General features: G+C 42.4%; 11 protein-coding genes. 6 read left to right on the forward strand and 5 right to left on the reverse strand.

Annotation, left to right across the window (positions count from 1 at the left end; all coding sequences use genetic code 11):
- Positions 1 to 77: 77 nt before the first annotated feature.
- Complete coding sequence (locus tag AC1F2U_RS24100) at positions 78 to 1,802, reverse strand: ABC transporter ATP-binding protein (RefSeq protein ID WP_480263381.1); 1,725 nt, start codon at positions 1,800 to 1,802, stop codon at positions 78 to 80.
- 228 nt (positions 1,803 to 2,030) lie between these two features.
- Here AC1F2U_RS24100 and AC1F2U_RS24105 point away from each other — a divergent pair, with 228 nt between their 5' ends.
- Positions 2,031 to 4,001 (forward strand): putative bifunctional diguanylate cyclase/phosphodiesterase, encoded by a 1,971-nt coding sequence (locus AC1F2U_RS24105; RefSeq protein WP_480263382.1) that lies wholly within the window; start codon positions 2,031 to 2,033, stop codon positions 3,999 to 4,001.
- Here AC1F2U_RS24105 and AC1F2U_RS24110 read toward each other — a convergent pair.
- On the reverse strand, positions 3,975 to 4,127 hold the full coding sequence (locus AC1F2U_RS24110; RefSeq protein ID WP_480263383.1) for a hypothetical protein: 153 nt from the start codon (positions 4,125 to 4,127) through the stop codon (positions 3,975 to 3,977). The genes AC1F2U_RS24105 and AC1F2U_RS24110 overlap by 27 nt on opposite strands.
- Here AC1F2U_RS24110 and AC1F2U_RS24115 point away from each other — a divergent pair.
- Complete coding sequence (locus tag AC1F2U_RS24115; protein WP_118167264.1) at positions 4,121 to 4,357, forward strand: type II toxin-antitoxin system Phd/YefM family antitoxin; 237 nt, start codon at positions 4,121 to 4,123, stop codon at positions 4,355 to 4,357. The genes AC1F2U_RS24110 and AC1F2U_RS24115 overlap by 7 nt on opposite strands.
- Entirely contained in the window at positions 4,354 to 4,716 is a 363-nt protein-coding gene (locus tag AC1F2U_RS24120; RefSeq protein ID WP_480263384.1) for a PIN domain-containing protein, read from the forward strand. The genes AC1F2U_RS24115 and AC1F2U_RS24120 overlap by 4 nt, the downstream gene beginning before the upstream one ends.
- Positions 4,717 to 5,035: 319 nt before the next feature.
- Here the strand turns inward: AC1F2U_RS24120 and AC1F2U_RS24125 are convergent, their stop codons facing one another.
- Positions 5,036 to 6,031 (reverse strand): PRC-barrel domain-containing protein, encoded by a 996-nt coding sequence (locus tag AC1F2U_RS24125; protein WP_480263385.1) that lies wholly within the window; start codon positions 6,029 to 6,031, stop codon positions 5,036 to 5,038.
- 201 nt (positions 6,032 to 6,232) lie between these two features.
- A complete protein-coding gene (smc, locus tag AC1F2U_RS24130; RefSeq protein WP_480263386.1) occupies positions 6,233 to 9,916 on the reverse strand; it encodes a chromosome segregation protein SMC in 3,684 nt (1,227 codons plus the stop codon).
- 655 nt (positions 9,917 to 10,571) lie between these two features.
- Between smc and AC1F2U_RS24135 the strand changes: the two genes are divergently transcribed.
- On the forward strand, positions 10,572 to 11,393 hold the full coding sequence (locus tag AC1F2U_RS24135; RefSeq protein ID WP_480263387.1) for a carbonic anhydrase: 822 nt from the start codon (positions 10,572 to 10,574) through the stop codon (positions 11,391 to 11,393).
- 213 nt (positions 11,394 to 11,606) lie between these two features.
- Here the strand turns inward: AC1F2U_RS24135 and AC1F2U_RS24140 are convergent, their stop codons facing one another.
- Entirely contained in the window at positions 11,607 to 12,065 is a 459-nt protein-coding gene (locus AC1F2U_RS24140; protein ID WP_480263388.1) for a BON domain-containing protein, read from the reverse strand.
- Between the two features lie 467 nt (positions 12,066 to 12,532).
- Here AC1F2U_RS24140 and AC1F2U_RS24145 point away from each other — a divergent pair, with 467 nt between their 5' ends.
- Both AC1F2U_RS24145 and AC1F2U_RS24150 read left to right on the forward strand, forming a co-directional pair.
- On the forward strand, positions 12,533 to 13,453 hold the full coding sequence (locus AC1F2U_RS24145; protein WP_480263389.1) for a ribonuclease D: 921 nt from the start codon (positions 12,533 to 12,535) through the stop codon (positions 13,451 to 13,453).
- Between the two features lie 210 nt (positions 13,454 to 13,663).
- Positions 13,664 to 14,506, forward strand: coding sequence for a tetratricopeptide repeat protein (locus AC1F2U_RS24150; RefSeq protein WP_480263390.1), 843 nt, complete (start codon positions 13,664 to 13,666; stop codon positions 14,504 to 14,506).
- Positions 14,507 to 14,541: the final 35 nt, after the last annotated feature.

Here is a 14,541-nt window from a genome sequence, read left to right on the forward strand (position 1 = left end):
ATTCTTCTAACTCAAAAATAGATTTTGTGAACTCAAAAACTAATTCGGTTGTCTCAAAACCTCAAACTCCCTTACATCTAACTAAACTGTTGAGCATAAAACCGTGCATAGCGACGCTCTAAGGCTAATAATTCTTCATGGGTTCCCGATTCGACAATTTCTCCCTGTTCGAGAACTAAAATACGATCGCACCTTCTAACTGTCGCTAAACGGTGAGCAATAATAAACACCGTCCGTTTTTCCATCAATCTTTCCAGCGCTTCTTGTACCAACGCTTCTGACTCGGAATCTAATGCTGATGTCGCCTCATCGAGAATCAAAATTTGGGGATTGAGCAGAACAGCACGAGCGATCGCAATTCTTTGTCTTTGTCCTCCTGATAAGTTTACCCCACGTTCGCCTACCCAAGTCTTATAACCTTCTGGTAGTTGGCTAATAAATTGATGGGCATTAGCAATTTTTGCTGCCTCTTTAACTGCTTTTATGTCAAAAATATATTGTCCAAAAGCGATATTTTGAGCAATTGTCCCCGAAAACATGATGGTTTCTTGAGGAACAATCCCAATTTGTCGCCGCAGACTATGCAGTTTCACATCCCGAATATCAACATCGTCAATGAAGATTTGCCCAACTTCCGGGTCGTAAAAACGGGGTAAGAGATTCACAAATGTAGTTTTACCAGCACCAGAAGCACCCACAAGTGCGATCGCTTCACCTGGCGATACTAATAAATTGATATCTTTTAATACAGGTTCACCCGGTTTATAGGCGAAGGAAATATGACGATATTCTACTTTGCCGTTGACTGGGGGGAGAGCGATCGCATTTGTCTTTTCGATCGTCGTCGGCTGAATTGCCATCAATTCAAAAATGCGGTCAACAGATGCTTCACCCTGCTTAAATTCGTTGTAGTTGTTAGTTGTGTGACCAATAGGATCGATTAACAGCGCCGCCGCCGCCAGATAACTGAAAAAATTCGCCACTGTCAAGTTACCTTGGGAAATTTGCCACGCTCCCACAATCAGTAACGATAACGCACTTAAGGCTTCCAGAAATCCGATAATAGGAATCTGAATCGCTTTCAGGCGTTCGGCTGAGTATTTTGCTTTGAGGCTGCGTTCTGCTTCATGGCCAAAGCGGGCAATTTCGTAATTTTCGGCAGCAAAAGCCTGTACTAAACGAATACCGTTGAAAACTTCCGCGAGGATGGCTGATAAACCCGACACGCGATTTTGACTTTTTAAGGAATACTTGCGTAAGCGTTCGCCAAACCAGCCAACTAAAATACCCATGAGTGGTGCAACTATCACTGTTGCTAATGTCAGTTGCCAATTCAGATAAATCATGTAAATCGGAATTGCTAGCAACTGCAAAAAACAGGGGATAAAGTCGTGAAATACTTTATTTACCACTTCGCCAACGCGGTCAACATCTTCGGTGAGGCGGTAAGATAAATCACCAGCTTTTGCCGTTTCAAAATAGCTGAGATTTAGCTTTTGAAGATGTGCGTAGACTTGCTGGCGGAGATGAAAAGCAACTCGCAAAGCAGCTTTCGCCATGTACATATCTTGTATAGACTGAAACAAGCCTCTCACAAGAAATACTAAAGCACAGCTGCCAGTTATTTGAGCGATCGCGACTACATTACCTTGAGCAAAGGGAATTGCCAATTTACCAGCAAGATTAATTAATACTAAAGTAGCTAGCACGTATCCCAAGATACCAATAATTCCCTTAGTAATGGTTTGCCACTGGAGTCGGATATAAGGCAGTAGTTGCCAGTAATTAGAACGGGTTTTCAAGCTCGAAGATCCACAACAATATTGTTTGACGCTAGCAGTTTTTGGGGAGTTTCTGACTAGTTCACTAATTAGTTACAAACTGTTTTAGCGTTCAAGTCAAAATGATATGCACACAGACAATTAGTATAATTACTAAAAGTATATCCTGCTATAGATGCAATTTCCTTAGTATTTATTGATACTGAGATTGCTTACACCCACGCTTCATAGTTTTGCAGATCGAGCAACATGGATGTAGATAACTTTAGCCAGCAGATAGAGGAATTGCGATCGCGGGTAAGGGGAATATGGCAGCGCACTGCAACTCAACCAAACTCACAACACGATCTAATGATAGAAGCTTTCGATGAACTCCAAATGGCAGTGGAAGAACTATTGGCTGCCTCCGAGGAGTTAGAGGTAACAAGAGCGGGAGCAGAGAGAGAACGCCAGCGTTACCAAGAATTATTTGATTTTGCGCCGGATGGTTACTTAGTAACTAATACCGCAGGGAAGATCCTAGAGGCTAACTATGCAGCAGCAATTATGCTCTCTATACGCCAAAAATATCTGGTAGGTAAACCATTAATTGTATTTATTGCTCAACAAGACCGTCAGATATTTCGCTCCCTAATCAATAATTCGCAGCAGCTACAGGACTGCATAATGGACATAAAGCCACGCTTGGGTACACCCTTTCCTGCTAGTATCAGGGTATCTCCAGTGTATGACTCACAAGAAAAGTTGATCGGCTGGCGTTGGTTGCTGCGTAATCTCAGCGAAGCTAAACAAGCTGAAGAACGAGTGGCAAAACGCACAGTGGAACTAGCAAAAGCAAATCAGCAGTTGCTGAGTGAAATTACAGAGCATAAACGAGCCAAGTCACAACTGGTACATCTTGCGTTTCACGATGTACTGACGGGACTCCCAAACCGCGCTTTATTTATGAACCGCTTAGAAGATGCGGTCAATTATTCTAAACGGCATCCAGATTATCTATTTGCTGTCTTGTTTCTAGACCTAGATCGCTTCAAGGTGATCAATGACAGCCTGGGACACACATTTGGAGATCAATTACTGCTTACCGTTGCTCAAAGGCTTCAAGAATACTTGCGCTCTACAGATATAGCTGCACGGCTGGGAGGAGACGAGTTTATCATCTTGCTAGTGGGAATTAAAGATGTATTAGAAGTGATAGCGGTTGTTGAGCGAATACAAAAGAATCTGGCACTTCCTGTAGTTCTAGACGGGCACGAAGTCTCTACTACAGGGAGTATTGGCATTGCTTTAAGCACAACAAGTTATAAACAACCAGAAGATTACTTGCGTGATGCCGATATTGCGATGTACCGAGCTAAGGCACAAGGCAGGGCGTGCTATGAGATTTTTAACACTGATATGCATATTCAAGCAATGGCACACTTAGAGTTGATTAATGAGCTACGCCGAGCCATTGAGCTTCAAGAGTTTCGGGTTTATTATCAACCGATAGTGTCCCTCAGTCGCGGTAGAATAACTGGTTTTGAAGCGCTTGTGCGCTGGCTACATCCAAAACACGGCATTGTTTTGCCAGAGTATTTCATGTCAACTGCCCAAGAAACCGGGCTAATTATCTTTATTGAGCAGTGGGTCTTATATGAGGCATGCGGTCAGATACAGCAGTGGCAAGAGCAATTATCCTCTAGCTGTGGGGATGATCTGCCTGAGTCTCCCTTGAGCATTAGTATCAATCTTTGTAGTACTAGGTTCAGTGAAGAAAACTTGCTGCCGCACATCAATAAAGTTCTACAAGACACTGGACTAGACGCACCGAGTTTGACACTGGAGATTACAGAAAGCGTAATTATGGAAAACAACGATAAAGCCATCATCAGGTTAAAGCAACTGAGAAATTTAGGAATTAAGTTGGCAATTGACGATTTCGGTACGGGCTATTCCTCATTAGGTCGTCTCCACCACTTTCCAATTAATCAGTTGAAGATAGACCGCTCCTTTGTTAGTGGGAGCATTTTTGATCATGGAAATTTAGATATTGTTCAGACAATTATTACATTGGCACACAAATTAGGCGTGGATGTTACCGCTGAAGGGGTGGAGACAGTAGAGCAACTAGCAATGTTGAAAAAATTGAGCTGTGAATATGGGCAGGGATATTTGTTCTCCCATCCATTAGATAGCTCTCAGGCGACGGCATTAATTATGGCAAATCCTCAGTGGTGATAGATTTTGTGCAAAGGGAATTGCCAATTTACTGGCGAGATCGATGCCCTCATCACCAACGCCGTCACAGGTAAAATAGATGTGCGCCAAGTCCCCATCCGCTAACCCCAGAACCCACCATGACACAAATCACTCTTTCCGATCTCCCCGAAACCATCCAAACCCTACTCAACCAAGCCCAAAAAACAGGCGAACCCCTCACTATTACCCAAAACGGTATCCCCTTCGCCATCATTTCCCCCATCAAGAAAAAATCCCTCCTGGAAACCCTTTCCACCCTTGAACCACTGGACGAAGACTTTGCCGACGTGGACGAAGGATTATTACCCTTAGATGATATTGAGTTTTCAAAATGAGTTATTTATACTTGTTAGATACAAACATTATTTCTGAACTAATTAAAAACCCCAGAGGAGTGGTATTTTCAAAAATTCAAGATGTCGGAGAAGACAAAATTTGTACAAGTATTATAGTAGCTTGTGAATCAAGATTTGGAGCTAGAAAGAAGAACTCCCAAAAGCTCATAGAAAAACTTGAAATAATTTTGGATAGTATTGAAATACTACCCCTAACTCATCCTGTAGAGCAATATTACGCAGAAATCCGCACTGATTTAGAACAACAAGGTAAACCGATTGGAGCTAACGACTTATTAATTGCTGCCCATTCTTTAACCCTTGCTCTAAGAGGTTGTTTGAAAAGTGTTTCGCTGTGACTTTAGGCACTTTTAGATCCCCCCTAACCCCCCTTAAAAAGGGGGGAACCGGAATCAAAGTCCCCCTTTTTAAGGGGGATTTAGGGGGATCTAAAATTTTTGATACCGACAAGAGGACTTTTCAAACATCCTCTAACTCTCATTACCGCTAACATCCGTGAATTTTCCCGTGTTCCTAATTTAAAAGTAGAAAACTGGCTCGAACCTCGCTAAAAAATTAGCCCTCTCCTTGTAAGTAAGGAAAAGGCTGAATTAATCTTAAAATACTTCCTAATTTTCCGGTTGAATTACGAACTACGAATTACGAATTACGAATTACTTAATACCCGCCTTCTTCTTCGTATTCTGGCTGTCTTTCCTTGACTTTCTTAGGAATATTCACAGGCTTTGGTGCATCTTCCCAAGCATCGCCGTCTACGTCGTCATAATCATCGTATTCGTCAACATAAGGCTTGTTATAGGGCTGGGCTTCATACTTTAGCGGCTGCGGTTGTTGATACCTGTCGCTGCCTGTTGCCTCGCTCCAGTTATCTTCTTCCTCATCTTCTTCGTATTGAATAGATTCATACTGCCGCGCCTTCATTACCTGACGCTGTGGCCTTTCCTCTTCCACATAGTCTTCATTCCATTCTTCTTCCCGCGCTACGGGTTCAGGAGCGCGAACTTTTTGCCTGGGTGGCTGTAATGGCACTCCGCTAGGCAATTGATTACCTGGTGCAACTTGGCGTGGTGGAGTATAGCCGTATTCTTCTTCTATATCTCGCTCCCACGGTGCTTTGCCGATACCCAACCGCTCTAGTAAACCAACTGTCAACTGGTTTACTCGTTCTTCGGCTCCCTCAAACACAATCAACCGATTGGGGCCAGTGCTGACAATTTCATCGACTGAGAACTCGTAAGTACTTACAAATTGATCGGGAATTTGGGGCAATCCTAAAGAAGCAATGACTATAGATTCAAGCTTCCCAGTTTCGCCGTTGAACTTGAAGCCGCGAACTTTGCCTAATACTTCACCTGTTTCTGTAATTACTTCCCAGTTAATCAAATTACTGAGAGATTCAACTTCGATATCTTCGATGACATCTTCGTTATCAACCAGGATGACATCACCAATCTGGCTGATGTTGTTGAGGTACATATAGCGCGGTATGCCCGAAATGGAGATCAGGCTGTCTCGCAAACCAAGAGCCACAACCTCTCGTTGATCGATATCAACCCAGACTTGACTGATGATGCCTAGCCGCTTGCCGTTGTCGCGGGTAATCACCTGGGTATTTAATATGTCGGAACGCCTAATTATCTGTTCGGAGGTCATTCTATACCGAGTCCTGATCTCGAATCCGGTTTAACGCGACGTGCAACTTAATTCTTGTAACCCCACTTCCATTTCTCTATCCCAGTGAACGAGAGGCTTTGATTTTTGCTCTCTTTCCCTGGTAGGGAAGGGTTTGGGGGTTAGGTTTGAGAGAAAGTCACACATTACGTGGTTTATCTATACACTATTATTAACAAAAACTCAAGCAGATGTATTGGATGATTGTAACTTAATCCCCAAAACTTGAGTGTAAGCTCCTCGTGCTTGAGTAACGCCAATTGTGCGTTCGGCTGATTCTATCATCGGACGACGCAAACTCACAACTATAAATTGCGCTTGTTGTGACTGTTGTTTAATCATTCTAGCTAATCGCTCTACGTTTGCTCCATCTAGGAACATATCTACTTCGTCAAAGGCGTAAAATGGCGATGGACGGTAGCGTTGCAGGGCAAAGATAAAGCTCAAGGCTGTGAGTGATTTTTCTCCCCCAGACATGGAAGCTAGGCGCTGTACGGGTTTACCTTTGGGATGTGCGACTAAATTCAGTCCACTGCTAAAGGGATCTTCGGGATTTTCTAGTTGCAAGAAGCCGTCGCCGTCGGAAAGAATGGCAAAAATTGATTGAAAGTTTTCGTTCACAGCATCGAAAGCTTCTTTAAAGGCAAGTTGCCGCAATGTGGTAAAGTTTTCAATCCGTAAAAGTAGTTCGGTGCGTTCTCCTTCTAGTGTTTCTAATTTTTGCGTGAGTTCTTGGAGGCGGTTTTGAGTGCGTTCGTATTCTTCCAACGCCAGCATATTTACAGGTTCCATTGCCTGTAAGCGTTTGGTAAGCGATCGCAATTCTTTCTGCAATTCTTCTAAATCTACCTTATCTGGAACTTCTGGCAAGGGATTTGGTAATTCTGCTCCCACATCTCGCAACTGGCTTTGCAGTGCAATTAGTTCTTCCCGCCGTTTCTCTTGAGTTTCTTGGAGTTTTTGGATTTCCCATTCCAATTGTTGTTGGCGCAAAAGGTGCGATCGCACTTCCAGTTCTGTAGCGTCGCGTTTTTGTTTCTCTTCTCCCAAATTTTGCTCCATTTGATTTAACGATAAACGGGTTTGAGTGATTTGCTCGTCTATCGTTGTGGTTTGTGTGGAGACGCGATTCATCGCGTCTCTACAAGAGATTTGTTGGGTTTCGTATTCGGTGATTCGCGTTTCTGCTTCTTGGATTTTTTCTTGCAAACGTTGTTGCTGATTTTCTAAATTTTTTAATCTTTGTTCAGCTTCTCGTAACGCTGTTTCGCGTTGTTGCAATTGTTGCTCTTGGATTTTAATGGTTGCCTGGATTTGTTGCCATTCGCTGGGGGTTTGGGATGCCTCTAACTCTGCTAAGGCGTGTCGCAATTGTTGCAATTCATTTTCTTGCCCAGGTAATTCCCGCTCTAAAATTTCTAATCGAGATTGAGCAGTGGCTAATTTTTCGCTGTTTTGGGCGAGTTGCGATCGCGTCCCCTCTAATTGCGCTGTCAAATTCTTAATATCTTTTTGCAACTGTTCCAATTGCAACTGCTGTTCGCGCCGCGCCTGACGCGCTTCTGTGAGTTCTTGGGTGAGTTTTTTGGTTCTGGCTGACAAAGTAGCGATCGCTTCCGTACAACGCTCTAAAACCCGCTCAATGTCCACCAAGCGAGTTCTTAAAGCGATCGCCTCGTCAGATTCCGCCGCTTCCGCATTGCCAAACCGCAAGGACGAACGCTGGGTGTTACTACCACCAGTCATTGCACCACTAGTTTCCAGAAGCTCCCCGTCTAAGGTGACGATGCGATACAATCCTAAATTTTTCCGCGCCGCCTCTAGGTTGGCGAATACCACGGTGTTACCGAAAACATAGCTGAAGACATCTTTGTAACGGCGATCGCAATCGACTAAGTTCACAGCATAGTTAACGAAGCCGCTAGCAAAACGCAGCGTTGCATCTTGAGTAAATTTGGGAGCGTGAATTTTATTCAGTGGTAAAAAAGTTGCTCTCCCTGCACGTTTTTGTTTGAGCAATTCAATCCCGGCTGCGGCGATGCTGTCATCTTCCACCACAATATGTCCCAAGCGTCCCCCAGCAGCCATTTCCAAGGCTAGCTGATGGCGGGGTTCCACCTTTCCTAACTGCACAACTAAGCCACAAAGTCCAGGTATGCCCGATTGTAAAATGACTTTACTAGCTTGGGTTCCTTGGACTTCTTGCTGTGCTTGCGCTTGCGCCTCGATTTTATCCAACTGGCGTTGTTTTTCTCGTTGTTCAAAAAGTAACCGTTTTTGGGTTTCCTGTTGAATTTGCAGTTCTTGTTCTGTGGCTGAGAGATTTTGGGCTAAGTTTTGGATGGGTTCGCTAGAGGTGTTAAATTCCGTTTCAACTCCACTACACTGAGTTTGTTTTTCTGCTAATAGCGGTTCGTCGCGTTCAATTAACTGGGTTTGCTCTTGGATAAGCTGCTGTAACTGATTATTGCGTTCCCTGAGTTGTGCTTGTTCGGTGCGTTGCGGTTCTAGAGTGTGCAGTAAAGCTTCAATTTGACGGTTGAATGCTGTTTGTTGCTGCACCCAGGCTTCTGAAGCCGAGGCGATTTCTGCGGCGGCTTCGCGGGAGGTTTCTAAGGCTTGGTGGGCTTCATTCCTTTGGTGTTGGGAAGACGCGATGAATCGCGTCTCTACAATGTGGGTTTCGGCAATTTCTTCTAGGGAATGATGGTGTTTTTGAATTTCTTGCTGAGTTTGAAGCAGACGTTTGGCGGTTTCTTGGGAAGCTGTTTGTAATTCCGTTAGCTGACGCTGGAGTTGTTTACGTTCTGCTTCTTGGGTGGCGAGGGTAGATTGTACTGCCAAAAGTTCTTCTTCTCCCAATGCTTTGACGTGGGCATTGAGTTGTTCCAGTTCCGCAGTTTTTTGGACGATTTCGGAATTTAGGTTGGTGAGTTGGGTAGTGAGTTCAGTAGAATTGCGATCGCCTGTTTGAATTTCGTGAACTAATTTTTCTTGTTGTGCTTGTAGCGATCGCCATGATAAAACAGCTTCCCAGGATTGCTTCGCTAGAAATTCTGTGCGGAGTTTTTGATATTTCTCAGCTTTCGCCCGATCTTGGGAAAGGCGATCGCGCTGTGCAGTTAATTCCGTTTCAATAATCCGACAGCTATCTTCCTTTTCCTTCACCTCATCTAAAGTTGATTTGGCTTGGATAATTTTGCGATCGAACGCCGCTACTCCAGCCAATTCATCAATAATTTCCCGTCGTTCCCGCGCATTCATCGAGATAATGCTGGTGACATCCCCTTGCAGTACCACGTTGTAGCCTTCAGGATAAACCCGTAGATTACTTAGTTCCCCATGCAACTCTGTTAACGTGCAAGGTACACCATTAATATAGTAATTCGATGTGTAAGTCCCTTGGTGAGTGACTCGTAGCCTTCTAGTAACACTCCACTCTGCCGATTTTGGATTTTGGACTTCGGCTTCGCTCAGTCGAGCGATTTTGGATTTTAGATTTTCTTCCCCTGCTTCCCCTGCCTCCCCTGCATCCCCTGCATCCCCTACTTCCTCTACTTCCTGCCTTTGTGCCTTTGTGTCTTTGTGTGAAATTTCATCCGACAAATCAAATGTCACCGTGACGCTTGCCTCAATCGAAGCACGTCCTTTTGCGGTTTGAGTGTTATTTACCAAATCCGGCAAGCGTTCGGCTCGCATTCCCTTAGAACTGGAGAGTCCCAGGCAAAAGAGCAGTGCATCTAAGATATTAGACTTACCCGAACCATTTGGCCCAGATATGACAGTACACCCCGGTAGCAAAGGGACAGAAGTAGTGCCACCGAAGGATTTGAAGTTCGTAAGTTCCACGCGCTTGATGTGCACCATAGGCGCTGGTTCCCTGGGCTAATGAAGAACAAGTGTATCAACTAATTAAGAATTCGCAAGAGGGTAAGGCAGAGAATTGGAAATTATAGTAAACGCGTTGCGGTGAGCCTGCAAGCTTCACCCAAAAGGCTTACCGCAGGCGATCGCTCAGTGTACGGCAAAAATTTTGATGTCGCAAACTGACCATCAAATTTTCCCAGAGCAGATAATATCATGTCTGACTAATTACTTATAATTCAAAAATCTCTGCGCTTACGTGTTTTTGTGTCGGTCTTAATTACAACTATTCAACCAGACACGATCTCAGGATACTTTAAGTGCGAAGGAGAATCAGTTGGTATAGTTTGAATCATCTATCTGGTTCTGTCATCCTCGGTCGATCGTGACAACAAAGCGATCGCATTTTTATCTCAGCATATAACTAGTTTGAAATACGCTCAAGGCATTCTCACACTGTAATATTACCTGCTAAGGAACTGAGGGGAACAAGAGAAAAAGTAACTCAACCAAATGGTAGAGGATATTAAAAGCACCAAATTAATTTATAATAAAGTAATCTTTACAATTGAAAAAACGTAGAAGGAAAGTCATCTTTACTACCCAATCTCTTGTCTGTGATATGGTTCTTAACCTCAAATATTTGTAGAACTTAGTAATGAAGAAATTAATTAAAGGTCTGCGCGAATTTAAATCTAGCTATTTTTCGACACATCAAAAATTATTTGAGCAACTTTCACACGGTCAAAAGCCTAGAGTATTATTTATTACCTGTTCTGATTCTCGTCTCGATCCAAATCTAATTACACAAGCCCAAGTTGGTGAATTATTTGTCATTCGCAATGCAGGTAACATCATTCCACCCTATGGGGCAAGTAATGGCGGTGAAGGTGCGACAATTGAATATGCTGTTCAAGCTTTAGATGTCCGCCAAATTATTATTTGTGGTCATTCTCATTGCGGTGCAATGAAAGGATTAATGAAGTTACACAATCTCAGCGATGAAATGCCGCTTGTACATGATTGGCTTAAATATGCAGAAGCAACTCGAAGGCTAGTTATAGACCACTACAGTGACTACGACGGAGAAGAATTGCTAGAGATTATGATTGCCGAAAATGTTCTGACTCAAATTGAGAATTTGCGGACATATCCAGTGATTCACTCTAAGCTCTATCGGGGAGAACTCAGCATTTATGCTTGGATTTATCACATTGAAACAGGAGAAGTTTTCGCATACGATCCCCAGAAACATGCTTATGTTTTGCCTCAAACTCAGCTTCCAGAATCAGAAATAGATGAGCCGCTCAGGGGTCAAGTTCCAAATACCAATGTAATAATGCGTTCCCCTCAAAACCAGCAGGATGATGTTCAACCTTATGAGAAGGTGTCTATTTCCGAATTTGAATGGTTTCCAATGAGACGACTTTCTCCAGAACAGATGGAGCGAATTTATCGAGGTTCAAATAATGGAAGTTGAAAGATGAAAATATAGAATTTCAAACATCCTCTTAGAAGGTTGTAGGTAATTTTTTTACCTTATTCAACTGAGAACTACTTTATAAAGTTACTCAAGTGGTATCAACTACTCATTCCTTACTTTTATTTAAGTAAGTAAAAATAGAGACTTACATCTGTGTAAGTCTCTGTTTGGCTTTCATGCCGATGCTAACTGAAAGCTTCAGTTATTCTTTTATGGCTTTTTAACAGTATCAACTTTTGCTTCTACCTTCACTGTCTTCACACCTTGAACTTCTTTTGCCAAGGTTTCAGCTTTTTTGAGTTCTTCAACAGAAGTCGCTGTGCCTTTGAGGATAATTTCACCCTCTTTATTTTCAACTTGTAACTTGTTACCTGGTAAGCCTTTATTCAACTTGGCGCTAACTTCAGTTTTTAAGTCACTCTTAACTTTTGTTGCTGCTGTGTTTTCAGAATCGGTTTTAACTTTTGTACCTGTATTAGCTGCTAAAGGAGTAGTTTGTGTTTCTGGAACTTTGGCAGTTTGATTTGTCTGCGAAGCTGGTTTTGCTGGTGCTTGAGCGGCTTCATTAGTTGTGCTAGGAGTTTCTGAACCAGTTTTAGGAGCCTCTTGGCAGCCAAAAGTACCAACTACCAAAATGCTACTAACTACTAATAGAATTAGTTTTTTCATTATTTATCTCCGAATTGAATACTTGAAGCGGTTAATTGAGGTGTGTGTCATGGTGAGGAGCAAATTTAAAAAAACAATTAAAAGTGAAGTCGCAAAAGTGCTTCAGCAATAACTCAGGTTACTGAAAATTGAAATTTAGACGATTTCTTGAAGCTAAGATTTTGCACCCGGTTTTGAGAAATGTCAATTCAATTTTTCTGACGGCTGCTAACCAGGATGGCTTTACACACAGTCTGTGGCTCTCGATGAATTTAATGTAGATGCTGAGTAGCTCTTATGATGGTAGACTATGCCACTCCACAGTAGTGACTCGATGTTATCAGATTTGAGTTAATTTGGCGATGTCTATGAAGAACTTCAAACTTCAGCCTTTTTGCAATCCTGTATAAGCATTCTTACCAACAAAATGTTACTTTATAAAACTATGGCTTACTTACAATGCCTTAAATATCAGGAAATATTAGTCAATGCCCTACCTTACTTCGGCTAGCGAAATTCGTGCCATTGTCGCTGAATATACAAACGCTAAAACCCTGTGGATAGATACAGAAGTCGCTGACTATAAAAGTCGTAATCCCCGATTATCGCTGATTCAGGTATTAGATAATCCTCAAGATATGAGTGGCGATCGCGTCTATCTTTTAGATGTATTAGACCAGCCTAATATTATAGCTGAATTTATCGATCAAATTATGATAAATTCTGCCATTGAAAAAGTTTTTCACAACGCGAGTTACGATCTAAAATTTCTCGGTAGCAAGAAAGCCAAAAATATTACTTGCACTTTGGAAATGGCCAAAAAAATTCCCTACTATCTTTTGCCATTACCCAACTACCAACTCAAGACTATAGCTACAGCACTTTGTAGCTTTAATAATATCGATAAACAAGAACAAACAAGTGATTGGGCAAAACGCCCTCTGACTGAAGAACAGATAGAGTATGCTTACCTAGACTGCATTTATCTTGCTCAAATTCACCTAAACTTGTTAGGCTTACAAGCCCAAGCCAGCCCCGAACCTGCAACAGAAGACTTAAGCTCGCTAAGTGCTAGATACTCGCAAGTTGAGCAGCAGTGGAAGTTGTTGAATTCAGAATTTGAGCATTTGCAAGAACGTATAAAAAAAGCGATGCAGGCTCAGGATATATCAGAAACTTATGATTATAAGCTGACTAGTTACGAACGGACTACCATCAAAGCTGCATTTACAGAATTGGCAAAGCTAGCCCAAACTCAAGGTATTAATTTAGATTTTCCAGTCACACTAACTCAAAAACTCCAAAAAGATTTAGGGCAAAATCTAGAACAATTATCTGTAGATATTGACAAAAATACCTCTTGGCGGCTAATTCCCAAAACTCAAGAGAGTGAAGCTGAGGATGAGTAAATTGTTCATCAGGCTACAAATGTCAGAATTCATAGAGTTATTGTGAAGAATAAATATTGAAATTTAATAATTATTTCCTCCTACCTTCTCTGATAAATCTCTAAAATATTAGAGAAATTTGTCAATTAACTTGAAAGGTCTATCAAAAGAATTAAAATCTAGATTTTGGTACTAATTCCATTTAGGTATTATGGCAGTTTATATTAACTTATGAGACGGCGTTTATTTGGGCAAAAGCGAACAAGGGTAAATACTTTATTTACCATAGCTATTTTTACTACATTGACAGCAACTAGCAGTATTTCTTGTAGTAAAAATGACAATGTATTAGTAACAGAAATAGGAGTTAGTCAACCTAGCCGTGGTTCAGCTACAACTTCCAATGGTGGGGAATTTTATCTTCAGGGAAAGAATCAGCATTTAAACGGCGACTTGCAAGCTGCGATCGCTTCTTATGGTAAGGCAATTAGTCAAAATTCTCAGTATGGCGCTGCCTACAACGCGCGAGGATTAGCCTACTTTGATTTGGGAGACAAGGAAAAAGCGATCGCAGATTACAATCAAGCACTCCGCATCAACCCTAACGACGCCGAAGCCCACAATAACTTAGGAAATGCCCGCGCCTCACTGGGAAACAACAGAGAAGCAGTTAAAGATTACAGTGAAGCGATTCGCCTCAATCCCAACTATGCCGAAGCCTACAATAATCGAGGAAATGCCCGCGCCACCAATGGAGACAAAAAAGGGGCAATAGACGATTTTGACCAAGCGATTCTCCTCAACCCCAAATATGCGATCGCTTATAATAACCGAGGAAATGCCCGTGCTGCCAATGGAGATCCCAAGGGTGCGATCGCAGATTACAATCAAGCCATTCGCCTCAATCGTAACTTTGCCCCTGCCTACAATAACCGAGGAAATGCCCGCGCCACCAATGGAGACAAACAGGGGGCGCTCAGAGACTTACAACAAGCAGCAAGTATTTTTCAAAGTCAAGGTAACAACGACTTATACCAACAAGTGATGAATAACATCAAAGAACTTGGGCAGTAGTGGGGTTGGGGAGCAGGGAAGCAGGGGAGCAGGGG

The organism is Nostoc sp. LEGE 12454, from assembly GCF_056620565.1.